The sequence below is a fragment of the Streptomyces sp. ATCC 21386 genome, from assembly GCF_018728545.1.
In the GTDB taxonomy this organism is placed as follows: Bacteria; Actinomycetota; Actinomycetes; order Streptomycetales; family Streptomycetaceae; genus Streptomyces.
Window position 1 is genome coordinate 486,365 of the sequence record NZ_JAAVVL010000001.1, and the last position, 24,641, is coordinate 511,005.

21 protein-coding genes and 1 tRNA gene are annotated in these 24,641 nt (G+C 68.4%); 9 read left to right on the plus strand and 13 right to left on the minus strand.

From position 1 onward, the window contains the following. Nucleotides 1-66 precede the first annotated feature (66 nt). The 4 genes from GWK25_RS02210 (at nt 67) to GWK25_RS02225 (ending at nt 4,490) form a co-directional block, all read left to right on the plus strand. The gene (locus GWK25_RS02210; protein ID WP_215448252.1) at nt 67-1,272 is read left to right on the plus strand and encodes a DNA polymerase III subunit delta'; all 1,206 of its coding nucleotides are present in this window, start codon (nt 67-69) and stop codon (nt 1,270-1,272) included. Between the two features lie 110 nt (nt 1,273-1,382). Further along, nucleotides 1,383-2,969, plus strand: coding sequence for an alpha/beta hydrolase (locus GWK25_RS02215; protein ID WP_215448253.1), 1,587 nt, complete (start codon nt 1,383-1,385; stop codon nt 2,967-2,969). Between the two features lie 123 nt (nt 2,970-3,092). Beyond that, nucleotides 3,093-3,169, plus strand: a tRNA-Thr gene (locus tag GWK25_RS02220). Between the two features lie 799 nt (nt 3,170-3,968). Continuing rightward, on the plus strand, nt 3,969-4,490 hold the full coding sequence (locus GWK25_RS02225; RefSeq protein WP_215448254.1) for a hypothetical protein: 522 nt from the start codon (nt 3,969-3,971) through the stop codon (nt 4,488-4,490). 15 nt (nt 4,491-4,505) lie between these two features. Here GWK25_RS02225 and GWK25_RS02230 read toward each other — a convergent pair whose 3' ends face one another. From GWK25_RS02230 to GWK25_RS02290, 13 genes are all read right to left on the minus strand, one after another. Then, entirely contained in the window at nt 4,506-5,771 is a 1,266-nt protein-coding gene (locus GWK25_RS02230) for an erythromycin esterase family protein (RefSeq protein ID WP_215448255.1), read from the minus strand. Nucleotides 5,772-5,825: 54 nt separating this feature from the next. Then, a complete protein-coding gene (locus GWK25_RS02235; RefSeq protein WP_246203757.1) occupies nt 5,826-6,758 on the minus strand; it encodes an LLM class flavin-dependent oxidoreductase in 933 nt (310 codons plus the stop codon). Nucleotides 6,759-6,816: 58 nt separating this feature from the next. After that, on the minus strand, nt 6,817-8,601 hold the full coding sequence (locus tag GWK25_RS02240; protein ID WP_215448256.1) for an ABC transporter ATP-binding protein: 1,785 nt from the start codon (nt 8,599-8,601) through the stop codon (nt 6,817-6,819). Beyond that, entirely contained in the window at nt 8,598-11,654 is a 3,057-nt protein-coding gene (locus GWK25_RS02245) for a lantibiotic dehydratase (RefSeq protein WP_215457148.1), read from the minus strand. Before GWK25_RS02245 ends, GWK25_RS02240 begins: the two co-directional genes overlap by 4 nt. 5 nt (nt 11,655-11,659) lie before the next feature. Beyond that, nucleotides 11,660-12,997 (minus strand): lanthionine synthetase C family protein, encoded by a 1,338-nt coding sequence (locus GWK25_RS02250; protein WP_215448257.1) that lies wholly within the window; start codon nt 12,995-12,997, stop codon nt 11,660-11,662. Nucleotides 12,998-13,095: 98 nt separating this feature from the next. Continuing rightward, the gene (locus tag GWK25_RS02255) at nt 13,096-13,284 is read right to left on the minus strand and encodes an FDLD family class I lanthipeptide (protein WP_215448258.1); all 189 of its coding nucleotides are present in this window, start codon (nt 13,282-13,284) and stop codon (nt 13,096-13,098) included. A 132-nt stretch (nt 13,285-13,416) separates the two neighbouring features. Continuing rightward, a complete protein-coding gene (locus GWK25_RS02260; RefSeq protein ID WP_308404157.1) occupies nt 13,417-13,728 on the minus strand; it encodes a helix-turn-helix transcriptional regulator in 312 nt (103 codons plus the stop codon). Next, nucleotides 13,725-15,548, minus strand: a complete 1,824-nt coding sequence (locus tag GWK25_RS02265; protein ID WP_215448260.1) for an ABC transporter ATP-binding protein — start codon at nt 15,546-15,548, stop codon at nt 13,725-13,727. Before GWK25_RS02265 ends, GWK25_RS02260 begins: the two co-directional genes overlap by 4 nt. After that, the gene (locus GWK25_RS02270) at nt 15,545-15,985 is read right to left on the minus strand and encodes a lasso peptide biosynthesis B2 protein (RefSeq protein WP_251828664.1); all 441 of its coding nucleotides are present in this window, start codon (nt 15,983-15,985) and stop codon (nt 15,545-15,547) included. The genes GWK25_RS02265 and GWK25_RS02270 overlap by 4 nt, the downstream gene beginning before the upstream one ends. Beyond that, nucleotides 15,982-16,233 carry a lasso peptide biosynthesis PqqD family chaperone gene (locus GWK25_RS02275; protein ID WP_215448261.1) on the minus strand — a complete coding sequence of 84 codons (252 nt, stop codon included), beginning with the start codon at nt 16,231-16,233 and terminating at the stop codon, nt 15,982-15,984. The genes GWK25_RS02270 and GWK25_RS02275 overlap by 4 nt, the downstream gene beginning before the upstream one ends. Before the next feature lie 14 nt (nt 16,234-16,247). Then, a complete protein-coding gene (locus tag GWK25_RS02280; RefSeq protein ID WP_215448262.1) occupies nt 16,248-18,041 on the minus strand; it encodes an asparagine synthase-related protein in 1,794 nt (597 codons plus the stop codon). 4 nt (nt 18,042-18,045) lie between these two features. Continuing rightward, a complete protein-coding gene (locus GWK25_RS02285; protein WP_009303044.1) occupies nt 18,046-18,165 on the minus strand; it encodes a keywimysin-related RiPP in 120 nt (39 codons plus the stop codon). 311 nt (nt 18,166-18,476) lie between these two features. Beyond that, a complete protein-coding gene (locus GWK25_RS02290; protein ID WP_159771011.1) occupies nt 18,477-18,923 on the minus strand; it encodes a GntR family transcriptional regulator in 447 nt (148 codons plus the stop codon). Nucleotides 18,924-19,108: 185 nt separating this feature from the next. On the opposite strand from GWK25_RS02290, the gene GWK25_RS02295 reads away from it, so the two are divergent. From GWK25_RS02295 to GWK25_RS02315, 5 genes are all read left to right on the plus strand, one after another. Then, nucleotides 19,109-19,489 carry a hypothetical protein gene (locus GWK25_RS02295; RefSeq protein ID WP_215448263.1) on the plus strand — a complete coding sequence of 127 codons (381 nt, stop codon included), beginning with the start codon at nt 19,109-19,111 and terminating at the stop codon, nt 19,487-19,489. Nucleotides 19,490-19,869: 380 nt separating this feature from the next. After that, entirely contained in the window at nt 19,870-20,457 is a 588-nt protein-coding gene (locus GWK25_RS02300; RefSeq protein ID WP_308404158.1) for a hypothetical protein, read from the plus strand. Between the two features lie 11 nt (nt 20,458-20,468). Then, nucleotides 20,469-21,065, plus strand: coding sequence for a toxin (locus tag GWK25_RS02305; RefSeq protein WP_251828666.1), 597 nt, complete (start codon nt 20,469-20,471; stop codon nt 21,063-21,065). After that, nucleotides 21,062-22,243, plus strand: coding sequence for an MAB_1171c family putative transporter (locus tag GWK25_RS02310; protein WP_215448266.1), 1,182 nt, complete (start codon nt 21,062-21,064; stop codon nt 22,241-22,243). Before GWK25_RS02305 ends, GWK25_RS02310 begins: the two co-directional genes overlap by 4 nt. Beyond that, nucleotides 22,236-23,633 (plus strand): NAD(P)/FAD-dependent oxidoreductase, encoded by a 1,398-nt coding sequence (locus GWK25_RS02315; RefSeq protein ID WP_215448267.1) that lies wholly within the window; start codon nt 22,236-22,238, stop codon nt 23,631-23,633. The genes GWK25_RS02310 and GWK25_RS02315 overlap by 8 nt, the downstream gene beginning before the upstream one ends. Nucleotides 23,634-24,641 lie beyond the last annotated feature (1,008 nt).

Genomic DNA, 24,641 nt, shown 5'->3' on the forward strand with positions numbered 1-24,641 from the left:
CGGGTGTCAGTGGGGTCGCGCACAATGGGGCGCGGTGAGGGTTTTGTGTGACGGAGGCGGTGGGGCATGGCTGTGTGGGACGACCTGGTGGGGCAGGAGCGGCTGAGTGCGCAGCTGGACGCTGCCGCTCGGGACGCGGACGGGATCGTCACGGCGGCCGAGAAGGGGATCGCGCCTCCGGAGGCGTCGAAGATGACGCACGCGTGGCTGTTCACAGGGCCGCCGGGGTCGGGGCGGGTGACGGCGGCGCGGGCGTTCGCGGCGGCTCTGCAGTGCGTGAGTCCGGACCGGGCGCTCGGCGGGAGCCCGGGCTGCGGATTCTGTGACGGGTGCCATACGGCGCTGGTGGGGACGCACGCGGATGTGAGCACCGTGGCGGCGGTGGGCACGCAGATCCTGGCCGACGACATGCGGGACACGGTGCGGAAGTCGTTCACGTCGCCGGCGAACGGCCGCTGGCAGGTGATCCTCGTCGAGGACGCCGAGCGGCTGAACGAGAAGTCGGCGAACGCCGTGCTGAAGGCCGTGGAGGAGCCCGCCCCTCGGACGGTGTGGCTGCTGTGCGCGCCGTCGTTGGAGGACGTGCTGCCGACGATCCGGTCGCGGTGCCGGCACGTCGGGCTGCTCACCCCGTCGGTCGACGCCGTGGCGGACATGCTCGTACGGCGGGAGGGCATCGAGCCGGAGGCCGCGGCGACGGCCGCGAGGGCGACCCAGGGGCACATCGAGCGGGCCCGGCGGCTGGCCACCGATCCGCGGGCCCGGGAGCGGCGGGCCGCTGTGCTGAAGCTGCCGTTGCGGGTCGAGGACATCGGCGGGTGCCTGAAGGCGGCGCAGGAGCTGGTGGACGCCGCCTCGGAGGAGTCGAAGCAGCTGGCTGAGGAGGTCGACACCAAGGAGACCGAGGAGCTCAAGGCGGCCCTGGGTGCGGTGCAGGGCGGGCGGATGCCGCGCGGTACGGCGGGGGTGATGAAGGACCTGGAGGACAAGCAGAAGCGGCGGCGTACGCGGGCGCAGCGGGACAGCCTGGACCTCGCGCTGACCGAGCTCACCGGGTTCTACCGGGATGTGCTGGCTCTGCAGCTGGGTTCCCGGGTGCCGCTCGCCAATGTCGAGGTGCGGGACAGTCTGGAGCGGTTGGCGAGAGGGGGCACGCCCGAGGCGACGCTGCGGCGCATCGACGCGATCGCGGCGTGCAGAGAGGCGTTGGACCGCAACGTGGCGCCCCTGCTGGCCGTGGAGGCGATGACGATGGCCCTGCGTGCCGGGTGAGGGGCCGGCGGTCTATGCGGGTGGGGCGCGGCCTGTTGACTGTGTCACTCGTACGAGGCGCCTTCGTCGCTGTTCGTGATGAATTGGGCGGTTCTGGTTAGGCTCGCGAGATGCACACCAGGCGTACTTCCCGGCCGAACCGCTCCGTGCGGGCCGGCGGCGCGTTGCTCGCGGCCGCCGCGCTGCTCGTCGCGGGCTGCTCCTCCGGTCACTCCAGTGCGGCGGCCACGACCGTCGACGGGGGGCCCGCCCTCGGCCCGCTGCCCCGTGCGACTCCGTCGGCGCTGGCCCCGTACTACGAGCAGAAGCTGAACTGGCGGGGCTGCGAGACCCCCGGTTTCCAGTGCGCCACGATGAAGGCGCCCCTGGACTACGCGAACCCGGCCGAGGGCGACATCAGGCTGGCCGTCTCACGGCGGAAGGCGACCGGCCCGGGGGAGCGGCTCGGCTCGCTGCTGGTGAACCCGGGTGGTCCCGGCGGCTCGGCGGTCGGCTATGTGCAGAGGTACGCGGGCATCGGCTACCCGGCCGAGGTGCGGGCGCGGTACGACATGGTGGCCGTGGACCCCAGGGGCGTGGCCGGCAGCGAGCCGGTCGAATGTCTCACCGGGCGCCAGATGGACACGTACACGCAGACCGATCTCACCCCCGACGACACGGCGGAGAAGGGCCGGCTGGTCGCCGCGTACAAGCGGTTCGCGGAGGGGTGCGGGGAGCGGTCGCCGAAGCTGCTGAGGCACGTCTCGACGGTCGAGGCCGCCCGGGACATGGACATCCTGCGGGCCCTGCTGGGCGACGAGAAGCTGACGTACGTCGGCGCCTCGTACGGCACGTTCCTCGGTGCGACGTACGCGGGGCTCTTCCCGGAGCGGGTCGGTCGCCTGGTGCTGGACGGCGCATTGGACCCCTCGCTGCCGGCCCGTCGGCTCAATCAGGAGCAGACGGCGGGGTTCGAGACGGCGTTCCAGGCGTTCGCGAAGGACTGCGTGGGGCGCAAGGACTGTGTGCTGGGGCGTACGCCCGCGCGGGTCGCCAAGAATCTGAGCGCTCTCTTCGCGCGGCTGGACGAGCGCCCGCTGGCGACCGGCGACGCGGACGGGCGCCGGCTCGGGGAGTCCCTGGCCACGACCGGCGTGATCGCCGCGATGTACGACGAGGGCGCCTGGCCACAGCTGCGGCAGGCGCTCAGCGAGGCGGTCAGGAACGACGACGGCGCCGGCCTGCTCGCGCTCTCGGACAGCTACTTCGAACGCGCGCCCGACGGCACCTACTCCAACCTGATGTACGCCAACGCCGCCGTGAACTGCCTGGACCTCCCGGCCGCCTACGACACCCCCGAGGCGGTGGAACGGGCCCTCCCCGAGTTCGAGAAGGCCTCCCCGGTGTTCGGCCGGGCCCTGGCGTGGGCCTCCCTGAACTGCGCGTACTGGCCCGTGGGGCCGACGGGCGGGCCGCACCGCATCGAGGCGAAGGGCGCCGCCCCGATCGTCGTCGTCGGCACCACGCGCGACCCCGCCACGCCCTACCGCTGGTCCCAGGCCCTCGCCTCCCAGCTCTCCTCCGCCCGCCTCCTCACCTACGACGGCGACGGCCACACCGCCTACGGCCGCGGCAGCGCGTGCATCGACTCCGCGATCAACACGTACCTGCTCCGCGGCACACCCCCGACCGACGGAAAGCGCTGCTCAGCGTCCTGATCATCGACGTCCGGGCCGGTCGTGCCGGGGCGGCCCCGGGGTGCTCCGACCCGTGGTCCGGAGCACCCCGGAAACTGTGTAGACTTACCGACGTTGCTGATCGCACCATGGTGTGGACAGCGCGCCGCCTTAGCTCAGATGGCCAGAGCAACGCACTCGTAATGCGTAGGTCTCGGGTTCGAATCCCGAAGGCGGCTCCATGGTGAACCCCAGGTCAAGCCTTTGACCTGGGGTTTCTTGTTTCGGATGACCTTGAAATCGACCCAAGTTGCGCCTCTGGGGTCTGTGCATCGTAATGCGTGGGTCGGGGGTTTGGTTTCCGTGACCGTGTAGACGGCTTGAGCCTCCGAGCTGGGCTTTTGCTCATCTAGGAGGGGCGGGTCAGGCATACGCGGTCGGTCTCGGTGGACAACCGGTGGACAGGCGTGCGTGACGTTCCATCAGGGGGCTGTCGCTGGCCCGGGACCGACGGGTGAAGTGCGATCGTCTTCGATGGGGCGATCGGGAGTGGTGGGACTGTCCGATGCCGATAGGTCTCACGTCCAGCTCGGGTCCTGGAGTTGATCAAGCTGTGAACCCACTCAGTAGCCGATCGGGGCACAGGGTCAGGATCGGCCGGTGGGCCGCACTGCTGCCTGTTGTTCCCTTGTGGCACAGCGTTCCTGGCGAGTACGCGTTCAGCATGGACCGGCGCGGACCCAGCGCAGCATGTGTGGGCACTTCCGCCTCAGGCCTCCAGCTTCCACAGGAAATGCCACTACAAGCCGGACGGCGCTCTCCTGTAGGGGTGCGGCGGCCCTGACGGCGCTGGCCGGAGGTCGTGCGTCGTCGAGAGGCATGCAGCTGACGGTTGACGGAGCAGAGAGACAAACTGGCCGCACTGCGGCAGCTCCCCATGGCGAGGGCCTGCCGACTGGAAAATCACCCAACGTCCGGCGACTTGCCGGAAGCTGGCCTGAATATTGATCAACAGGGTGATCACGAAGCAAGGAGTTGTTGATGTACTCGTTCACACATGTGTGCGCCGACGATCCGCTCTTCGGTTCGATCGGCATCGAACTGGACCATGAGAACGGGGCTTTGGTTGTCGACGGCGGTGGTCTTCCGCGGGCCGAGATGACGCGGGCCGCCGGTACACCGCTGGAGAGCCATGTGCCGATCGGTACGCGCGACCCGCAGTGCCTGATCATGACGGTCGACGACACGGCCGTGACCCTGCGCCCTGCCAAGGGTTTCCTGACCCGCCGGTCCTACCGAGTGGACGTCGGGTCCGAGGAGACGGGATCCGGGCACCGGTTGGTGCCCGATTCCCTTGGCAGCAGCCGCCTGTTACGGGACGGCGTGGTCATCGGTGCCTTCACGTCGACCGGAGACGGGGAGGTGACGGCCGAATGGGAGCCGGACGCCGCCCCGGAGCCCCGCGACGCGGCCATCGGATACGCGCTCGCTGCGGCCTTCGGCACCGGAGCTGAGCCGATGTGGAAGTTGACTCTTGAAGCCGTGCTCGCCATGTGGCCATAGGAGTGAAGGCGTTGCTCACACCTCCGGCGGCAGCAGGTGCGAGCAGGTTGAGCGGGCGACGAAGGCGATGCCGTCGTAGTCCTGCACTGGCACCAGCGGCGCCACATGGAAGCGGTAGAAGAATCGCGGCACATTGGCACCGAAGCCGCGCTGGGCATGTGGGGCGTACAGCCACTGTGCGGCCTCGGGTGAGGTACCGCCGACTCGCAGGTCGGTGTAGTAGTCACCGAGGACGCTGTCGGCGAGCTGTGCCTCAATGGACCGGAATCCCGTGCCGATGTGATGCTGAACCGGCGAGCCCTGGAAATCGTCACCGCGTCGTGCGAGGAAGGAGCCCTTACCGAAGAGCAGGGCCAGCGCGTAGTAGGCGTCGCCGTAGCGTTCGCGGAGCCCGCTGCCGAGCGCGGGGACGTTTTTGCCGTATGTGCTCTTCGCGATGTGTCCGTTGTGCGCCCAGAGCATGACCCGCGCCTTGGGGTTGTCGTCCACGAGCCGTGCCACGGCCTCGGCCATGTAGCGGTCGCGTACGGCGAATACGCTGTCCGCGCCGGAGTGCGGGTCCGGGGAGCGGGTCACCAGATCGGCGGCACGCACGAGGATCCGTGCGTGTTCCAGGGCTTCGGCGATGCCGTCCGCCGGTTCCGACGTCTCGTCCGCGGTGTGCCGGGACAACTTCTCGCGGAGGCTCTCCAGGAAGTCGGCGAGTGCTTCGGCGCGGCGCATGAGCGTTTGTCGCGGGTCGGGCTGGGACGCCGGTCGAGCTTGCTTCAGTACATCGAGTTCACGTATCTCCTCCGTCCGCTCGGGTGCGACCCGCTGGAGGAAGGCGGCGACCGCCTCGACCGAGTCGGTGCTGCGCTGGGGGTCCGTGCCGACGAAACGGACCCGCCGTTCCTCGGGGAGAGCGCGGTTGTGCTTGCGCAGCCACTCGACGAGGTCGAGCATCTCCTGTGTGCGCCAGGTCCAGAATCCCAGCCTGGCGACGAGCCGTGCGGGGTCGCCGGTGCCGTGCCGCACGTACGTGTCCAGGGCGTGGGCGGCTGACTCGCTGGCCTCCATGGCGAGGACGCCGAATCCCGCCTCCCGCACCAGGAACTCGATGATCCGGTGCTTCAGCCGGAAGAACTCGCTGGTGCCGTGGGTGGATTCACCGAGACCGACAATCCGCACACCGCGCAGGATGTCGCGGAGCGGTTCAAGGTCGTCGGCGGGAGCGCCCGGTGTCAGCGTGCTGAGCGGTCTGGCGTGCTCGGTCAGCCAGCGCGCGATGTCGTCGGGCACTTGGTGTCTCTTCTCGTCGGGCGGCTGAGCGGCGCATGGCGGGTCCGGGATGCCCTACCGGATCGGGTGACCGTTCTCCAGGCCCCGGCACGAGGTGAGGATGTCCTGGAGGTCTTGCACGGCGTCCGGTTGGCCATGTTCGGAATACACGCCGGCGAGGTTGAGGACAACTTCGTCCACGCCGGCCCGGCCGTATTCGGCCAGTTGTACGGCGATTTCCTCGGGCGTGCCGTGCACGAAGGTGCCCGAGTCGACCAGGGCACGGGCGCCGAGGTTCGGTCGGCTGTGATGCACGCGCAGGCCTGCCCGGCGCAGCATGTCGGTGTAGTGCGGGCCGGCGAGGTGGGCGCGGGCCGCCGTGTAGGCGAGCCGATACGCGTTGCGGTGGGGGCGGTCGACGGCGGCGTGCACGACCGTGACCATGCGCGGCACCGGCCGACCGGCCTCGGCCGCCCCTTTCGCCATGGCGGGCAGCAGCGTGTCGCGCACGTAACCGGGCGGAGTCATCCAACTGATCGCTGTGTCAGCCACGCGGCCGGCGGCGCGCGCGAGGGCGGGCCGGAGTACGCCGAGCCCGGTCTCCACGTACGGGTGCGGCATGCCGGGCAGGCTGACGGCACCACCGTCGTCACTGGTCGGCTGTGTCTGCTCGGTGTCCAGCAGACGGCGGACCTCACCGAGGTAGGCGGCGCAGGCGTCACGCGGGCTGTCGTACGGCTTCCCGTGTAGTCCGGTGACGAAGTCCGGCGTCGCCGCTCCCAGGCCCAGGACCATGCGGTGTCCGGTGAGCATGGCCAGGGAGCGGGACTGGATCGCGGCGTCCATGGGGTGGCGAAGCGGCATCAGGACGACGCTGGTCCCGACCGGTACGCGATATCCCATTCCGGCGAGGTAGGCGAACACCTGGTGGGTGTCCGCGCTCAGGGACTGGCCCTGCCACAAACGGGCGGCCCACCCGTCACGAACGAACTCGGCGAAAGGAACCACCGATCGAGGATCCGTCGGCATGACGGGGTACAGGACGGACACACGCATCGCTCGACCTCTAGGGGGACACGGCTTCGGTCAGGTAGCCCGAAGCCTGGAGACGGAAGAGACGGGCGTAGACACCGTCGGCCCGGACGAGGTCCTGGTGCACGCCGTGCTCGATCACCTTGCCGTTCTCCACCACGACGATGTGATCCGCCATCCGGACCGTGGAGAAACGGTGGGCTATGACCAGGGACGTGGCGCCGCGGGCGATTTCCTTCAACCGGGTGAAGATCTCCGCTTCCGCTTCGGCGTCGATGGCGGCCGTCGGCTCGTCCAGAACGACGACCGGTGCGCGTCGCATGAACGCCCGGCTCAGCGCCATCTTCTGCCACTGCCCGCCGGAGAGCTGGTGACCGTCCTCGAAGTGGCGTCCGAGCATGGTGTCGTACTTCTGCGGCAACGACTCGACGATGCCCTCGGCCCCGGCCGCACGTGCCGCCTCGGCGACTCGCTCCGTGTCCTGACGAGCCTCCACCCGGCCGAAGCCGATGTTGTCGCGCACTGGCAGCTCGTAGCGGATGAAGTCCTGGAAAATGACGCCCATGTGACGTTGCAGGTCGTCGATGTCGTACTCCTCGATGGGCACGTCGTCGACGAGGATCCGCCCGCCGCTCGGCTCGTACAGGCGAGTGAGGAGCTTGACGAGCGTGGTTTTGCCAGCACCGTTCTGCCCCACCAGAGCAACGCACCGGCCTGCGGGGATGGTGAAACTGACACCGTCCAGGACGACGCGATCGGTTCCGGGGTAGACGAAGCGTACGTCGCGGAACTCGATGCCCTTGCGGAGCTTGTCGGGGAAGGCCCTGGTGCCGCCCTTGAGCTGCCGTTCGGGCAGCGCGAAGAAATCGAAGAGGTTGCCGAGGAACAGGCTGTCCTTGTACAGGGCGGCGATGCCGAGCAGCATGGCATGCGCGGACACCTGGATCGATCCGACGGCCTGGAGGTAGCCCGCGAGCTGCCCTATCCGGCCGGCGTCGATGGTGGTGTGGATGGCCCACAACACGGCACCCGACGAGGCGGCGACGCTGAGAAAGCCGAGGGCGCCACCGAGCAGGGACTGGCGACGGGCCAGACGCCGGTCAGTGTCGAAGAAGGTCCGCACGAGGCGGGTGTAGAGGTCCAGGAGGTGCGGGCCCAGTTGGAAGAGCCGTATCTCCTTGTACGAATGGTCGCTGGTCGTGAGGTGCTGGTAGTAGTAAAGGCGGCGTCGGTCGGAGGCCCGCTCATACTCGATCTCGTAGCCCTTGTGGCTGAAGAACATGTACGAGATCACCGACGGGACGGGCGAGAACAGGATCGCCAGGGCGATCCAGGGACTCCAGGAGAACAGCACCACGCTGACGGTCACCAGAGTGACCAACTCCCGGGCAACCTCAAGGAGTTGGGTGAACACCTGATAGACACGGCCGCCGCTGCTCTCCTGGAAGGCGCGCTGCATGTTGTCGTAGACCGCCGCGTCCTCATACTGCTGCAGATCGAGCATCGTGCCCTTGCGCATCACCCACTCGCCCACGCGGGCGGTGAGTTCGAGCCGCAGGAGCGAGTCGAGGTATTGGAGGCAGGTGCCCAGCAGGTGGCTGGCGAGGCTCACCGCCATCAGGAGGCCACCCGAGAGGAGGGCGGACCGCCCAGCGTCGGCATCACCGGCGACGGCGTCGGCCACGCTCTGCACCGCGGAAGCGACGAGCCCGATCTGGGCGGCCGGGACGAGGGCGAGAAGCATGGACACGGCCGCGAAGCCCGATACCCGCAGAGGGCTGAGTCCCCAGAACAGGACGGTGACGCGGAGCCAGATCATCGTTCCTCCCTGGCCGCCGCGGCGGCACGGCCGCGGATCGCGCGCAGTACGTGCGCCCACAGGGCATGGCTGCGAGCCTCCCGGTCCAGGTCTATGGGCAACAGGCGGTTGATCTGCATATGGGCCAGGCTCGCAAGGATCCCGTCCTCCGATCCGACGAGCACCCCGTCCCGCTCCGCCTGGCGTACGGCCTCGGCCATCCGCCCGGCGGAGGACGCCTGGTCCGCGAAAATCTCATGGAGCAGCAGCCGGTGGCTCCTGCCCTCCTCGTGCGGGGCGCGATCCCAGGGGCTGAGAAGCTCGCACAGGTAGGCGCGGTGCGCGTGGAACAGCTGCCGGGTGTCACGTACCTGGACATCGTCCTGGTCGATGATGTGCCCAGTGCGCAGGGACGGTCGGCCACCCCACTGCGTGTACAGCGTGTCCAGGGCGGCGACGGCGAGGAACTCCGGTCTGATGTCGAGCCGTCGAGCCAGCAGCGTCGCCGTGGTCTCGCTGCTGGCCTGGAACATCAGCTCAGCGGCGTCGAAGACCTCCGGGCCCCCGTAGCGGGCGATCTCCGGTGCGTAGCCGGCCAGTTCGATGTCCCTGGCAAGCCCCTGACCGACCAGGCTCCGGCCCCATGTCGTTACGAGGGTCAGAGCGCGGGCGGCGTCCGTCCCCCGTACCCGCAGTCGCAGGTGGGGAAAGGGGTCGGCGTAACGGATGTAGAACCAGCGGTCGAGCAGGCCCTGTCGCCGCAGTTCGGCGACGAGGTCGCGCAGTGAGCCGGCGATGATCTCGTCCTGCCGCTCGGGTGCCGCGTAGACCTTGAGGAAGGTCCACTCGCCGCCCGGTAGATGGCGTTCCACGGGGACTTCCCGCCTGCCGCGCGGCAGGGAGCGGCGGGTGGCGCGCACTGCGTCCCGGAGCACGACCGGTACGACGACCTCGGCCGCGTAGCGGTCGCCGGCGGTGTCCTGGAGCCACATGCCGTCGAACGACGGCAGCATCTCGTGGAGGACGAGGGTGCGCTGCTTGTCCAGTTCCTCGCGGAGTTCGACTCGGCAGGCGGGGTGGTCGAGGTCCAGCAACAGCCGCTGGTCGGCTTCGACGAGGTAGACGTGGCGGGGTACGCGCCACCGCTCCCGCCAGCCGTCGAGGTCGTCGGCGGTGCCTGCGGTGAGCCTCCATTGCGCGGGGCGCAGAACCACCCTGCCGCGGGTCACCCGTGGCAGGAACGGAGCCGCCTCGGCCGGCCCCCAGTGGAATCCGGTCGGCTGGATGCAGCCGTCCTGAGACACTTCGATGAGGAAGCGCGCGACATTCGGCGCGAGGGTCGGGCTGAGCATGTGGTGCTGGGCGACCACGATCTCCCGGTCCAGTCGCCGGGACCAGAGGTGGAACCGGTCGTCGGCGACACCCACGAGGATGTCGTCCAGCGGGACGACCCGGTCCGGGGCCACCGACGGCGTCGTGTTGACGGGAATCTCGTACGGCCGGATGGCGGGGCGCAGTGTCACATTGGCCGCCCGGCCGTACGGCGGCAGGAACGCCAGGTCCGCGTAGGCGACATCGGGGAAGAGTGCCTCCTCGCGCCGCGCATAGTCGCGCAGCCGGTCCCCGGCGGCCTCACCGAGCAGGTCGCCGAAGCGTCCGAAGGTGCGTCCGCCGTAGGCGAGGCTGTCGGATCGCAGGACCGCCCGCCACTCGCCCCGGTCCAGGGCCTTGCGGTCCGAGGCGTCGATCTGGACGTACGCCTCTAGCGCGGGTGGCGGGTCCCCCGGCCCGAGGCGGGCCGGGGCGAGCCGGTCCAGCCAGGCGTCGGTCAGCTCGACCTCGACGGCCCGGTCCCACCACGCCTGCTGGGCGAACTCGACGAGCGCGCCGTCCAGCCGGGAGGTGTCCTCGGCGGGCGCGGGAGGCAACGCGATGCCGCGGGGCGGATTGGTGTAGGTGGGCGGCGCGTCCAGCCCGGTGTCGGGACTGAGCAGGCTGAGGACCGGTACGCGTGTCCCGGCGCCGTAGCGCTCGGTGAACTCCTCGCGGTAGCGGGTCAGATGGGTGCGCGTGCCGTGGGCTGCGCTGAGCCGGACCAGGACGCCCACGGCTTCGGCGACTTCCTGCGCGATCGACTCGTTCAGGTCCGGATCGCGCAGGTCCAGTGCGGTGTCGGCCTGGTAGGTCCGGTCCGTGTGCTCGGGGACCAGGTCGCGCTGGGCGACCGACAGCCGCCGCAGCGACTCGGTGTCGTGGACACGGTCGGCCAGGTCGGCCACCGCACGCAGCTGTTCGGCGGCGGCGGTGGCGGCCGGGACGCCGGTGAGTTTCTTCAGGACGTGCAGCTCAGGGCGTTCCGCGGTTTGCGGGGGCCGCAGGTCGCCGGTGAGGAAGCCGAGGTCCCACAGCTGGCGGACCAGCCTCTCGACGGACTCCGGCGACACCTCCGGGAAGGCGGTCGACAGTTCGGCCGTGAGCCGCTCGTAGGGGACAGGTACGGCGGCCGTCCGCATGACCAGGTCCACGGCGGGGGTGGCCCGGACGCGCACCGTGCGCGCGTCGTGTCGGCCGTACTTGTCGGCCTGCGGCAGGACGACGCGGTCGCCGGCGAGATGGGCCATGGGGTTGAGGACGAGGTGGAGTTGGCGCAGTAGGGCGGGGTCCGTCTCCAGCCGCTCGATCAGGGCGAGCAGCCAGCCCATGTCGGCGCGCACGCGGACTCGGTGCTCCTGGGGCCGGCCGAGCCGGGCTTCCGAGCCGGGTCCGAACGTTCCCATCGCCACGCCGGAAAACGCGCCGAAGGGCGTGGGCCGAGTCGCCATGCGCGTCGCGTACCGCAGCAGCCGGGAGTGCAGCCGCCGGGTGCGCTTCTCGCTCAGGCTGTCGAGCCGGTCGAGACCGCCGGTCAGATCCTCGCTCGCGATGAGCAGAGCGCGGGCGATGTCGGGACGGCCGGCGAGGTCGACCAGGGCCTGCGGGGTGCGGGCGGGGTCGGCCATGATGTCGAGATAGGTGTCCACGGGCAGGACAGGGGAGCGGAGGAGGAAGAACCCGGCGGGCTCGTACGGGGACATGGCCGTCACCGGGCGAGGAAGATGCGGAACCAGTGGGGTCGCTCCTCGCCGATGGCGGCGAGCAGGGTGAGGGCGACGCCGGTGGCCCCGGTGAGGAGCCCCGGATCGTCGACGGCCTGTCCGGGGCGGGGCACGTCCGTGAAGCCGAGCGGGCGGTCCGGATCGTGTCGGTCGAGCAACTGCCCGACCAGCTCCGGCAGCCGGTCGCGGGCGGTCGCGCTCCAGGGCGCGAACTCCAGGGCGAGCATGACGAGTCCGGCGAGGCCGTGGCAGAGAGTGGGTGACAGCGGTGCGAGATCTCGAGCACGGGTCAGTGCGGCGTCGAAGGCCGCGACGGCGGCGGCGTGCAGTTCCTCGTCCGCGGTGGCCGTGGCGATGGTCAGGAGCGCGCCGGCGACGCCCACGCTGCCGTAGCACCAGGCGACCCGATCGTGTCCGGACCCGGAGGTGACCTCCTGACCGTGCTCGTCGACGGGCGTGCCGTCGCCCCACACGGGGCCGTGCTCGTCGACGGCGGCCTGGGCCCGGATCCAGCGAGTGAAGGTGGCGACGGCCTCCAGGTGGCCCGGGCGGCGGTGGCCAGCCTCCCAGGCGACGGCGAGCGCGGCGGCCACCCCCGGAACTCCGTGCGACAGGCCCAGGTTGAGGTAGCCGTGCGGGTATTTGGCGTGGTAGTCGGCGACGGGCGGGTAGTACGCCGGGGTGATGAGCCAGCGGTGCGGTGTGCCTGCGGTCTCGGCAGGTCGGCTGAGCCAGATCAGGTAGTCGACGAGTGCGCCGGCGGCCTCGGAGATCCGGTCGGTTGGTTCGGTGAGGGAGCTGAGCTGGACGAGGGTGCCGGCCGCTCCGGTCACGAGGTCGTAGTCCAGGTCGCTGACGGCCCGCTCGGTCTGTCGCGGTGGCGCGGCGAGGATCTGGTCGGCGAGTTGTTCGTACAGCCGGTCCAGGCTGGGGCGGAAGCGGGGCTCGTCGCGGGTGACGTCCGCGAGCGCGAGGGCGAGGCCGCTGGTGCCGGCGAACAGACCATGGTGGTCGAGGGGTTCGACCTGGGTGGACAGAACCGCCTCGCGCATGTGTGCGAAGGCCGTGTCGAGGTCGCCCATGTCCGCCCGTGCGGCGTAGAGGTGCAGGAGCGCCGTACCCGCCTGCCCGTGGGCGACACTGGGCGGGTACCAGCCGCCGGACGTGTCACTCTGTTCGGCGGCGAGCAACGCCAGGTGGTCGACCTGCGCCGTGGTCGACGTCTGTGCGACGACGTGCTGGACGGCCGTCCGTACGCGGTGCACGAGTCCGAGGTCGGCCGCGCGGATCCTGGTCCCCGTACCGTGGTGGGCGAGTTGCATGGTCTGTCCCTGTCTGTTCGGCGTGTCTCTCGGGCTCTGTATGACGGGTGCCGCCGTGACGCGGGCACGGCGGCACCCGTCAGGCGTTCAGCCTGAGATCACTTACCGGGCGAGCAGAAGACCGTGCACACCGAGGTGCAGGCGCAGGTGCTGGTGACCTGGCAGACACTCTTGGTGCAGACCGTCTTGGTCGCGATCTGCGAGATGGACGGCGGGGGCGCCTGCTCACCGGCGGGGCCGACGGAGGGAGCGGAGATCCGGGCGTCGAGGTCGAATGCGTCCGACATTTTATTTCCTTTCGTGATTCCTTTCCCGGCCGTGAGGCCAGCCGGGAGCGCCGGTGTTTTCCCGGCGTGCAAAGAATCATGTCGAATCGTGTCAGGGAGTTTCTATTGGCCGTGACGACAATATTTCCGGAGTCAGCTTCTGGATTTATCCAGCTCGCCCGGGGGGGCGTCGGATCGTCTTTCCGTCAAGAATATGTACGACGCCAGGCACGCCGTCAGGCGGGAACCGAGTTCCAGTTTCTCCATGACGGCTGCCACATGGGCACGTACGGTCCGCTCGCTCACGTGGAGGTGCTGCGCCATTGCCTCGTTGGACAGTCCTTCGGCGAGTAGAAGAAAGGTCTCCTGCTCGCGGGGGGTGAGCCGGCCCACTCGGTCCAGGGCCGGTCTCCAGTGCGGCTCCGCGCATGCGGAGCCGGAAGGGGGTGCGCCGGTGCCACTCACGGTGCTGCCATGCTCCTGTCCGCGTCAGGGTGTTTGAGATGGTCGGTGGTCAGCCGTCGGTAGAACGGGTCGTCGGTGAGCAATTGTTCGTGCGTGCCCATGGCGCTGACCCGGCCATCGTCCAAGACGACGATCCGGTCGGCCGCGCGTACCGTCGACATTCGATGGGCCACCACCAGCAGAGCGTGTTTCCGGGATATTTTCCGTAACATCTCGGTGATTTCCCGTTCGTTGATGAGGTCGAGTTGCGATGTAGGTTCGTCCAGCAGCAGGAGATGCGGTCGGCCCAGCAATGCGCGAGCAATGGCGACTCGTTGGCGTTCTCCGCCGGAGAGATTGAAACCGCGGTCACCGACTTCTGTCCGCAGCCCGTCCGGAAGGCGTTCGACGAGTTCTTCGAGGTTGACCATTCGCAGCGTTTCGCGAAGGCTTTCCTCGTCCGCCGCCGGAGTCGCGTACACCAGGTTGTCGCGCAGGGTTCCGTGCAGCAGGGGCGCGTGTTGCTCTACGAGACCGATCCGGGCACGGTGCGCGCGCGGGTCGACATCGCGGATATCCGTGCCGTCGAAGGCGATGTGTCCGCCGTCGGGCTCGTAGAACTTCTCCACGAGCGACACGATGGTGGTCTTCCCGGCACCGGAGCGTCCCACGAGCGCGACGATGCCGGTCCGCGGCACCGTGAAGGAGACGTCGCGCAGCACGGGCCGTTCACCGTACGAGAAGGTGACGTTCCGCAGATCGAGCAGCGTCGATGAGGAAGCCGCGGGTGGCGTCGCCGACGCCTGCGTGACCTCTTCCACGGGCAGCCCCAGGACATCCTCGATCCGGCCGAGCGATCCCAGGCCGCGCTGGATGAGGCTGAGCGCGTTGAAGAGTCCCGCGAGCGGCATGACGAGGTAGGTGGCGAACAGGAGAAACGCCACGAGCTCGCTGACGGTCATCGATCCGTTCGACACACGGACCGCGCCGATCAACAGGACGAGGAGGAACGAACCGTTGACCGCGATCTCCATGGCCGGTCCCACGACGGAGCCCAGCCGCGCGGAGCGCAGTCCCGCGGTGTAGGCGGTGTCGACGTCCGCTCCGATGCGTTCGGCCTCCCGGCGCTCGGCACGGGCGGCACGGACCGTCCTGATGCCGCCGAGCGCGCGTTCGAGGTCGGCGGTCATCGCTCCGACGCCGGCGAGGGCCTGCTCGGTGCTGCTGCGGATGCCGGCCATCACACCGGCGACGAGGACGGCGGCGACCACAAGTGTCGCGGAGACCATGAGAAACATCACCGGGTCGATCCAGAGCATCAGCCCCGCGGCACCGACGCCGGTGACGCCTACGGTGACGAGTTGGACGAAGCTGCCGGCCACCATGTCGCGCAGCACGGTGGTGTCGGTCCCGACCCGTGACAGCAGATCGCCGGTCCGCCGGCCGTCGAGTTCCTGGATCCGGACGAACATCAGTCGCTCGACGAGCCGGCGCCGCAGCCGCCGGACTACGCTTTCGCCGGTCACGTCCAGCAGGTACTGACCGCCGGCCTCCAGCGCCGCCTGGGCGAGGAAGAGAGCGGTCAGGGCCACGACGAGCGAAGCGACGGCTTCGTGGGCCGAGACCCGGTCGATCAGACGCATGGTCAGCAGCGGCTGGAACAGGCCGACCACCGTACCCGTGACCGTCAGCACGAGCGCCGCGACCACGGTACGGCCGCTGCCCCGCAGCAGGCGCAGCAGATCGCCGATGCGTGGGCCGTCGGTCTCCTGGGCCGACCCCGCCTGGTCCTGGACCGCCCCGGTGCCCCCGGCAGCGGTCGCCTTGACGTCGCCGCTCATGAGCGACCCCTCTTCCCTGCCCCGGGGCTCACACCGATCAGCACCTGGAAGTAGCCCTGGGGCAGCTCCTCGCCCACCAGTCGGCCATCCGCCTCGACCCAGGCGTGGGCGCCGAACGGCGGCGCGCTGCGGACGCCGACGCACCAGGTGGGCCACTCTCCCCTGGCCCGGCACAGCAGGGCCGTGGCGACGGAACGAGGCAGACAGCCCTCCCGTCCGGCGCACACCGCGCTGACGGTGGTGACCGCTCGGCGGGCGCGAAGGGCTCTGTCGTGACCGGCCGGGCGGGCTCCGCGCGCCACGCGGCGGAGCAGCCGGCCCAGGCGGGCCGGCGGGAGAAGCAGGAGCGGCCGCGCCACTGCGACGGCGACACGGGCCTGGGCGCGTTGCCCGAACGACGTTCCCGTATGCGTCTCCGGCACCGGGTGGAAGCTCATGCCCTCACCAGCCGGGCCTCGCGCAGGGCGGACAGCAGCGCGGCCACGTCGGTGGCCGCGCGGTCCTCGTCCACCTCGAACTCGGCGCACAGTGTGCCGATGATCTCCTCGGCCGGACTGCCTTCGAGTAGGGCCGCCAGGATCAGACCACCGGTCGGGTTGAGTTCCCAGTACTCGCCCGTACCGCCGTTCAGCAGGACCTTGCCGTAGTCCGTGTCGACCAAGGACACGTCCTCGCGCAATTGCATGGAGATGTTCCCCTTCAGATGGTGCGAAGCCAGATCTCGCAGGCGAGCGTGGCGTCGAGGCCGCCGTGCCGCAGTTCGGGCGAGGAGGGTCGGAGGGTGATGTCCACGAGGCGTTTGGCATCGACGAGGCCGGCCTTGGCGAGGTGCGACTCCCGCCACAGTTCGGCCAACCGCACCCGGTTCTCCCGCAGGCCGTTGGCCGCGTCGACCGATGCCTCGCCCTTGGTGGTACGCCGCAGCAAGGCGTCGGGTACGTGACCGCGCATCGCCGTCTTCAGCAGCGGCTTGAACTCCCAAGGGGTGGTGCGCTCCTCGGAACGTACGGACCAGCACGCCATGATGACCCGGTCGTCCAGGAACGGGCTGGCCAGCGGCAGTCCGCTGTGCTCTGCTACCTGGTGCAGAACGCGGGTGGCGCGCGTCCCGTGGTGAAGCGTGTGGAGTTCGTTGTGCAGCGCGTGGGTGGCGCCACGAGGCTCGGCCGTCGCCGCGGCCTCCCGTAGCTTCCTGCGTACGGAGTCGGCGGCGTCGGGTGTGACCCACGTCGGCAACCGCGGCGGTATGTCCCAGGCGAAGACGTCCGGACTGTGCGGGGCCGGCCGGGGGGCGGTGATCCGGTCGGCGGTGTCCGCCAGCCACTGGCCGTACGGCCGCCGGTCGGTGAGCACCGACACCGTCTCCCGCAATGACCAGCGGTTCTGGGCACGGTAACCCCGGATGCTGCGCAGCGCCTTGAGCGGACGGGTGGTCAGCAGATCCCGGTGATGGGCGGGGTGCCCCCACAGGACGTGGTCGCCGCCCATGCCGGTGAAGTGCAGCCGCGAGCCACGGGCGAGGAGCCCGTCGTGGCCGACCAGTTGGCGGGGCTGGTCGATGATCGTGGGCAGCGGTTCGTCGACGGGACCGGTGACGTCGAGCAGACCGCTGTAGAACAGCGGGATCTCGTCGATGTCCAGCAGGATGTGTTCCAGGCCGTCGATCTCGGACGCCGCCAGCCGGGCCCAGTGCACGTCGTCGTCACCGATGTCCCGGCTGGGCATGGTGAGCGCGGGCAGCGGCTCCGCGCTCGCTCGGGCGGCTAGGGCGCAGATGGTGGTGGAGTCCAGGCCGCCGGACAGGTCGCAGCTGACCGTTTCGGCCGCGGCCACCCGGAAACGTACGGCGTCGTCGAGTGCCTCGCGCAGTGCCTCGGCACCCTCGACGAGCGGGACATGGGTGTGCGGGGGTTCCCACCAGCGGACCGTCCCGGCCCTGCCCCGGCCGAACCGGAGGAGGTCGCCGGGAACGACGGCGTGCACACCGCGCCACAGCGGCACGTCACCCAGCGGATGGGGTACGAAGTCCAGGAGACGAAGGGCGAGCATGTCCTCGTCCAGTGGTGCGTCGAGCAACCGCGCCAGAGTGTCGGCGCGGTTGGCGGACACGGTGACCTCGCCGACGGTGGCGTGGAACAGGCGGCGCAGCCCGCCGGCCGTGCCGCGGGCGTGGATCTCGCCGTGTGCCTCCACGACGGCGTGGAAGTCGCCGGGCAGGCGTGCAGTCAGGCGGTCGAGTGCGTCGATGTCCCTCACGTCGGCGATGTGGGCTTCGAGTTCGCGTTGACCGACGGGCGTGTGCCCGATCAGCGCCACGAACAGGCCGTGTCCGTTGCGGGCTTGGACGGAGGTGAGCCAGTCGCCCAAAATAAACGGGTTTCCGGAGGGGTGGGCGATGGTTCGAGCAGCACGTGTCACCATGCGGGAGGCCACGGCGAGGGCGGCCTCACAGTCCGGGAACAGCGTGAACCATCCCTCGCCGTGGTCTGTCATCGGACTACAGGCCCAGCGGCAGACGGACCTTGGGCTCGTGCGGCCCGCGCTTCAGGAATCCGGTGTCCTTGCGGAAGTCGCCGGCCTTGGACAGCGCCGGAACCTCGTAGACCTTCCTGGCCATATTCCTTGTCCTTTCTCTCACGGGAATTTCTGACGGGGCGGCACTCGATTTCGGGAAATCGGGTGCCGCTCACAGAGAAAATCTTGGTCCCACTCCGAGAACCGATCAAGAAGCAGTCCGGGCCCACCACTTTGGGTGGCCACCCCCGGTCCGCCGTTCGGCGTCCACCGACATGGCTGCCACCAGCGCGAAGACGTGCCGTCCACTCGTGGGGCGGGTAGACCCGGCGCAGTGGATCGACCTGGCTTTCTTAGGTTCTTCTTCACTCTCCGTATGAGCTTCATTGGTACCACGCCGATCCAGCAGTGGTGTCACAGAGTCCGCCGGGCCTGCGGCGAGTGGAGTGGACCGCACTGCGTCCTCCCGTGGCGCGCCACCACGCGAGGCATTCGCTCGATGGCGGAGATGATCGCGGTGCGTGAAATGCCGGATACATCCGCCAGGTTGACGACCTGCTGGAGTTGTGCGGAGATGTCGTCCATGTTCATCGGATGTGAGGAATGGAGGACGACGGGGCCGCGGCCACGGCCGAAATCGATGATTCCCTCGCTCCGCAGCATCCGCAGTGCCCGCAGAACGGTGTTCTTGTTGGCCCCGTATTTCTTGCCGAGTTGGTCCGCCGGGGGAAGTTGCTCTCCCCGGGCATACAGGCCGGACGCTATGTCTGCTCTGAGTCTCACCTTGATCTGGACATAGAGCGGTGTCGTGGTCTCACCGCTCTGTCGGCGGACATTCGCGACACCAGACACAGGTAACATCCTGCTGTTCCCCCCCCCATAGTTCGGATGTGCTCAAAAAACGCGCCAAGTCGTTGACTTACCGGCGCGGTGATGACCGAGGCAGCCCCGTGGGCCCGGCCTCCGCGTGGTCGGCGCGGGACCGAAATCTGCCTGGTCGGTATTGCGGTCCTCGATGGGCCGGTGGGCTGTGCGAGCCGGGAGTCGTGACAACGCTGTCGTGGGGGCCCTGTCCGGATGAGTTTCGTGCCGTCCGGAACGGGGCGCGCGGGGCGAACGTGATCAGGGCTAGGTTTGGGCTCGTGTGTTCAGTCACCGGCAAACGCGTCGGCGTCCGGTGCGGCGATCAAGTCGCCAGGGCGGTACGGCATCTCATCGACACCAGGACCGGTAAACGGAGCCGGGAGACGGTCTACGTCATCACCGACCTGACCAGCGGCCCGGTATCCCCTGAGCGGATCGCGAAGAACCTGAGGGCGCACTGGGTGATCGAAAACCCGCTCCACTTGTTCCGGGACACCGCCGCCCGTGAGGACGTCTCCAAGGTCCGTGCCGGTCACGGCCCGGAGAGCATGGCTCCTGCGTAACCTCGTTATTCACTAGTTCCGCACCACAGCCCTCGCCCTACCAGTGGGCCCTCCTCGGCCTCCGGCCGACCAGCACTGATCCATGATCAAAAATCTTTGCCAAGCGCCCTCGGGTCGCCTGGCATGCGGTGTGAGGAAAATGCGCATGCGGGAACGTCGCACACGGCGGTGACTCTCTAGGCATAGATGGCTCTTTCGGTGGGTGCCTACCGATCGACGATCACGTGGACTCGTCGGATCGAACGATTCCGCTGCCGGATCTTGCTACGCCCCCGCAAGCGTGTCAACGATCGTTTCCTGCCACGGAACGATCGTTTGAAGGACTGCTGACGAGCCGAGTAATGTGCGTGGGACAGGCACACCGACCTTGGGAGCGATTGGTGGAGCAACCTCTCACCGAAACTCTTCGGCGCCTCAGTGCGCACCGTGAGACGGAGAGTCTCAACTCCCGAGAGCTGGCAGCTCAGACGGCTCTTCCTGAGAACATCGTCCGTGAGTTGCTTCGCGGTGGTAGCCCGCCACCGGACACTGTGCAGCAAAGGGTCTGCGCGCGCATCAAGGCCCTGGCGGAGGACTACTTGTCTCGTACGGACAAGAAGCTGAGCGACCTTGTTTCTGAGGTCGCTGATCGCCTCGCGGTCTCCGAAGTTTGGGCGCGAAAGCTACTCAAGGGCGAGAAGATGCCCAACGTGCCCTTGCTCCACGACTTCGCGGATTTCTTCGACGTCGAAGGAGGGGAGACGTTCTTCACCATGTCAGCGGAGGACTCACTCAATCGTGTTCTCCAGCCGATCCTCCAGAAGTACGAGAACCCCGCGTCCGATCCTGTCCAGGCGCTGATGAAGAAGTACGGCGTCGTCAACGCCGACCTCAGGCACGCCGGTTCCCTGACACCTGAGCAGCTTGAGGTACTCCTTGCCGGCGTTATCCGGTCGGTCCTGCCCTCGGGGGGAGACTCAGCCCGTTGAGCATCCGAGCCATGAAATCACTTTTGTCTGCGCTCGGGAGAGAAGCAGCTCATTCGGTCGACCGGCCGGCAGACGCGGAGGAGGTCATGCGGGAGTTCTGCCGGGCGATGAGTGTTCGCACCGGACGCCCGATTGAACTCCTGTTCCGGCGCTTTCCCTCAGACATTCCCGTGTCCGGCATGCGCCTGGACTGCGGGGATCGGTCGATCATCGTGGTCGAGAAAGCAACCGTTCCGGAGGCACAGCTGGTCATCCTCGGACACGAACTGTGGCACGAGGAACAAGGCGACTGCGGCCACCACGCCCCCGGATTGGCAGCTGCCGCCCGCGCGCTCGTGCCCGACCAGGCCCCCGGCACGCTGCAGCGCGTAGTCGATCAGATCCTGACCGACCAGGACGTGCCACGCGAAGCGATCCGGATGGGCGCGGCGCGTGCGGAGTCCCTTTCGGAGCGCGAGGCGGCAGCGGAGACCTTTGGCCTGCTGTTCGGCAGCGAGGTCCGTGCATGGGTGAAGGGCCGCTACGCCGAAGGGCCCGTCAGTGAGTCGACTCTCGAGGGACGCATCAACGTGTCGCTCACCAACCGCGGTGGACGCATACTTTTATGATCTACGTCCCTTACTCGGTCCCTGCCGTCCTGCTGGCGCTTGCGCTGTTCTTCAAGATCCCGACGTTCATCCGAGCCTGGCGCAACCCCGAGGTAAGAGCAACAACCCTGCTGCTTGTCTGGGCCACGGCTGCGTTCACCGTCATCATTCCCGTCAACATCGAGCGCCTCAACGAAGTCACGGGTGTCCCGAACATAGCGGCACCCTGGGCCTATTCGTTCCTGACCGCGTCCGGGGCCACCGGCCTGGCCATGATCATGCGCTGGAGCGAGGAACCGTCCGAGCACCGACGGCGCAAGATCCGGCGCATCTATGCCATCTACACCGGCATGATCGTAGTTCTGTGGGTCACTTTCTTCCTTGCCGATGCGCCGGACGTGCGGATCTACGACCTCGACACCTACTACGCCAGCACCCCGTGGATGCGTGAACACATCCTGCTCTACCTGCTCGCGCACTTCACCACGTGTTCCGCCTCGGCGTTCATGCTCTGGAAGTGGTTCAAGGCAGTCCAGAACCCCTGGCTGAAGTCAGGGGTCGTCTTCCTGCAAGGCTCTTTCGTCCTAGGCCTGGCCTTCGACATAAGCAAACTGACTGCGATCACGGCCCGCTGGTCCGGCGCTGACTGGGACTGGCTCAGTACAAAGGCCGCACCACCTCTGGCACTCATGGAGGGGGTGTTCGCAGCCATAGGCTTCATCACTCCCCAGGCCGGCCCGGCCCTCAAGGAGTGGAACCAAAACCGGCGCGAGTACCGCCGGTTGAGACCACTGTGGCGCGCGGTACTCGTCCTGGCCCCCGCCGCAGCAACGGCACGGTTCGGGTACTGGGTTCCACTAGAGCTGCGTTTGCTGCAGCGCCGCCAGCGCATCCACGACTCTCTGCGCCTGCTCGCCCCGTACTACAACACGGCCCTGTACCACCAGGCGTACACGGAGGCAGACACCACCTACCCCGAGCCCAAGGCCCGCGCCATCGCCGGAGCCGTCGCCATCCGCGACGCGATCTCCGCCTACACCAACGGCACACCTGTCTCCGTCAGCGGACAGTCCCCACGGATCGGCGCCGAGATCACCGATCACATCGACGCCATCTCCGTCGCCCTCGACAGCCCTGCCACCGCCAACAGCCTCCACCAGCGGGCAACCGGAACAGAAAGCATGAACGCACATGCCTGACAGCGCCACCACCCGCCGGCCCACCGCAGTCGTCATCGGCGCCAGCGCCGCCGGGCTCTTCGCCGCCGCAGCTCTCGCTGAGTTCGCCGACGTCGAAGTCATCGAACGCGACACCCTGCCCAAGGGGCCCGAACCGCGCCGAGGCGTTCCCCAGGCACGGCACGCGCACGTTGTGTGGAGCGGCGGCGTCCGGGCCTTCAACGACCTTCTGCCCGGTCTAACCGACGACGTCGTTGCCCGGGGCGGGCGCATGGCCCACATCATGGGCGACATGGTCTCCCGTTCCCCCAACGGCGTGTGGTTCCGCCGTTTCCGGTCCACTCACCACCGCAATGTGGTGTGCTCCAGAGACCTGCTCGACGCCGTCGTACGTGACCGCGTCCTCACCAATGCACGGATCACATTCCGGGACACGACCACTGCCCTGTCGCTGGAGGGCACCGCCACCCAGGTGACCGGCCTCCGTGTCCGTACCGGCGAGGAAGCATTCGCCCTGAACGCCGACCTCATCGTCGACGCCTCCGGCCGCGGCTCCCGTGCCTCACAGTGGCTCGTCGGCCTAGGTATCCCCAGAGCAACTGAACGGGAAGTCAATCCTGGCGTCACCTACGCAACTCGCCTCTACAAGGCTCCGAGTTGTGTCGGCAGCGACTTCCCGCTGATCAACGTGCAGGCCAACCCCAGACAGGCCCCTGGCCGGGGCGGCATCATCCTCCCCATCGAGAACAACCAGTGGCTCGTCACTCTGGGAGGCACACGCGGCGGCGAACCCACCGCCGACCCGGACGCCTTCGCTGCTTTTGCCCTGGGCTTCGGCCACCCGGTCATAGGCGAGCTGCTCCAGAAGCTCGAACCCGTCAGCGACATCGTCACCACGCGCGGTACCGCCAACCGCCGCCGCTACTACGAGAAAGCGAAGCACTGGCCGGACGGTTTCATCGTTCTCGGCGACGCCGTCGCCACCTACAACCCCGTCTACGGACATGGCCTGACCGTCGCAGCCCAGAGCGCGACCGCTGTCCGCGACGTACTCCGCTCCACTGGCCTCACAGCGCCCGGCACAGCCCGCCGCCTCCAACGAGCCGCCTCACGGCCCGTTGCCGCAGCGTGGGACCTCGCCGTCGGCCAAGACGCCTTCTACCCCGGCGCCACAGACACCCCACCCACCTCAGTTGAAAGGTTGCTCGCCCGCTTCGTCGACCGCGCTGTTGCAACCGGAGCCCGAAACCCCCGCGCGATGAGGGCACTGCTCGACGTGATGAGTATGGAAAAGCCGGCAACTCGCCTGCTCTCCCCGGACATGCTGATCCCGATGCTCTTCGGTCCCAAGAAGCCCCACCTGCAAGGCCCGCCTCTGACCGAGAAGGAACGAGAAGCGGCAACCTCCTAACCATCCGTGTCGACCGCTGCTGCAGCTCGACCTGCATCAGAGGCGCTTGTGTCGAGGTCGGACAAGCACCCTCGTGTGCTCGTCTGGTCTCGTCGCAGCTACGCTTGCAGCCTCTCCGCGCACTGGTTGACCTCTTCCGGATGCCCCGTCGGTGGACAGCCGGTGGACAGACGCCTTTGGACAGTGCATCACGGGGTGGCACGGGTCAACCTGTCGTACGTGCTCTGATCAGGCAAAACGTCACGGCACAGTACTACGCGGCACTACGCAGCACGGACCCTCACGGTCTCGTAATGCGTAGGTCTCGGGTTCGAATCCCGAAGGCGGCTCCATGGTGAACCCCAGGTCAGGCCTTTGACCTGGGGTTTCTTGTTTTCGTTGACCTTGAAACTCGGGTCAATCGGGCAGACGCGGTCTGTGCATCGCAATGCGTAGGTCGGAGGTTTGGTTTCTGTGACGAGATTGACGATCTAGTGCTCTGACCTGGCTCTTTATCCGCTCGCAGAGGGCAGGTCATACGAACGCGATGGGTCCCGGTGGACATCCGGTGGACAACCGTGCATGACGCTCCATCAGGGGACTCTTGCTGCTCCTCGGCGACGGGGGCAATCCACCAGTGCCCGAAGACGCAATTGGTGTCGTCGGGATTGTCCGGCCCGAACAGATCTGATGTCGGGCGAGCGGCCTGGTGATGACTGCTCCGCCGCGTCTGCGAGGCCACCGATGATCTCCGCGGCCCCTGGGAACCGCCCGCCGAGTCGGGGGGTGGGGCGGGGGCGGCCTCATCCCCGCGCAGGTGCGCCGCCGAGGGTTCAGGAACCTCCGCCCACCACTCGGTCTTCCCCGTCCGAGCGCCGCATCCATCTGGGCCGGGGACCTGGCCCGCCTCCGGCTCGAAGAACGCGTCGGCAAAACCGCCGAACGGCCCGAGAGCATCAAGGATGCTCTCGGGCCGGAGGATCACGAAACAAGCTAAGACGCGCTGTGCTGCTTCGGGCTGATGAGGAC

What these genes read in the sequence shown, in the direction of transcription:
- GWK25_RS02210 (WP_215448252.1), top strand. Translation starts at nt 67, where the DNA reads ATGGCTGTGTGGGACGACCTGGTGGGGCAGGAGCGGCTGAGTGCGCAG.
- GWK25_RS02215 (WP_215448253.1), top strand. Translation starts at nt 1,383, where the DNA reads ATGCACACCAGGCGTACTTCCCGGCCGAACCGCTCCGTGCGGGCCGGC.
- GWK25_RS02225 (WP_215448254.1), top strand. Translation starts at nt 3,969, where the DNA reads ATGTACTCGTTCACACATGTGTGCGCCGACGATCCGCTCTTCGGTTCG.
- GWK25_RS02240 (WP_215448256.1), bottom strand. Translation starts at nt 8,601, where the DNA reads ATGATCTGGCTCCGCGTCACCGTCCTGTTCTGGGGACTCAGCCCTCTG.
- GWK25_RS02245 (WP_215457148.1), bottom strand. Translation starts at nt 11,654, where the DNA reads ATGTCCCCGTACGAGCCCGCCGGGTTCTTCCTCCTCCGCTCCCCTGTC.
- GWK25_RS02250 (WP_215448257.1), bottom strand. Translation starts at nt 12,997, where the DNA reads ATGCAACTCGCCCACCACGGTACGGGGACCAGGATCCGCGCGGCCGAC.
- GWK25_RS02255 (WP_215448258.1), bottom strand. Translation starts at nt 13,284, where the DNA reads ATGTCGGACGCATTCGACCTCGACGCCCGGATCTCCGCTCCCTCCGTC.
- GWK25_RS02265 (WP_215448260.1), bottom strand. Translation starts at nt 15,548, where the DNA reads ATGAGCGGCGACGTCAAGGCGACCGCTGCCGGGGGCACCGGGGCGGTC.
- GWK25_RS02270 (WP_251828664.1), bottom strand. Translation starts at nt 15,985, where the DNA reads ATGAGCTTCCACCCGGTGCCGGAGACGCATACGGGAACGTCGTTCGGG.
- GWK25_RS02275 (WP_215448261.1), bottom strand. Translation starts at nt 16,233, where the DNA reads ATGCAATTGCGCGAGGACGTGTCCTTGGTCGACACGGACTACGGCAAG.
- GWK25_RS02280 (WP_215448262.1), bottom strand. Translation starts at nt 18,041, where the DNA reads ATGACAGACCACGGCGAGGGATGGTTCACGCTGTTCCCGGACTGTGAG.
- GWK25_RS02285 (WP_009303044.1), bottom strand. Translation starts at nt 18,165, where the DNA reads ATGGCCAGGAAGGTCTACGAGGTTCCGGCGCTGTCCAAGGCCGGCGAC.
- GWK25_RS02290 (WP_159771011.1), bottom strand. Translation starts at nt 18,923, where the DNA reads ATGTTACCTGTGTCTGGTGTCGCGAATGTCCGCCGACAGAGCGGTGAG.
- GWK25_RS02305 (WP_251828666.1), top strand. Translation starts at nt 20,469, where the DNA reads ATGAAATCACTTTTGTCTGCGCTCGGGAGAGAAGCAGCTCATTCGGTC.
- GWK25_RS02310 (WP_215448266.1), top strand. Translation starts at nt 21,062, where the DNA reads ATGATCTACGTCCCTTACTCGGTCCCTGCCGTCCTGCTGGCGCTTGCG.
- GWK25_RS02315 (WP_215448267.1), top strand. Translation starts at nt 22,236, where the DNA reads ATGCCTGACAGCGCCACCACCCGCCGGCCCACCGCAGTCGTCATCGGC.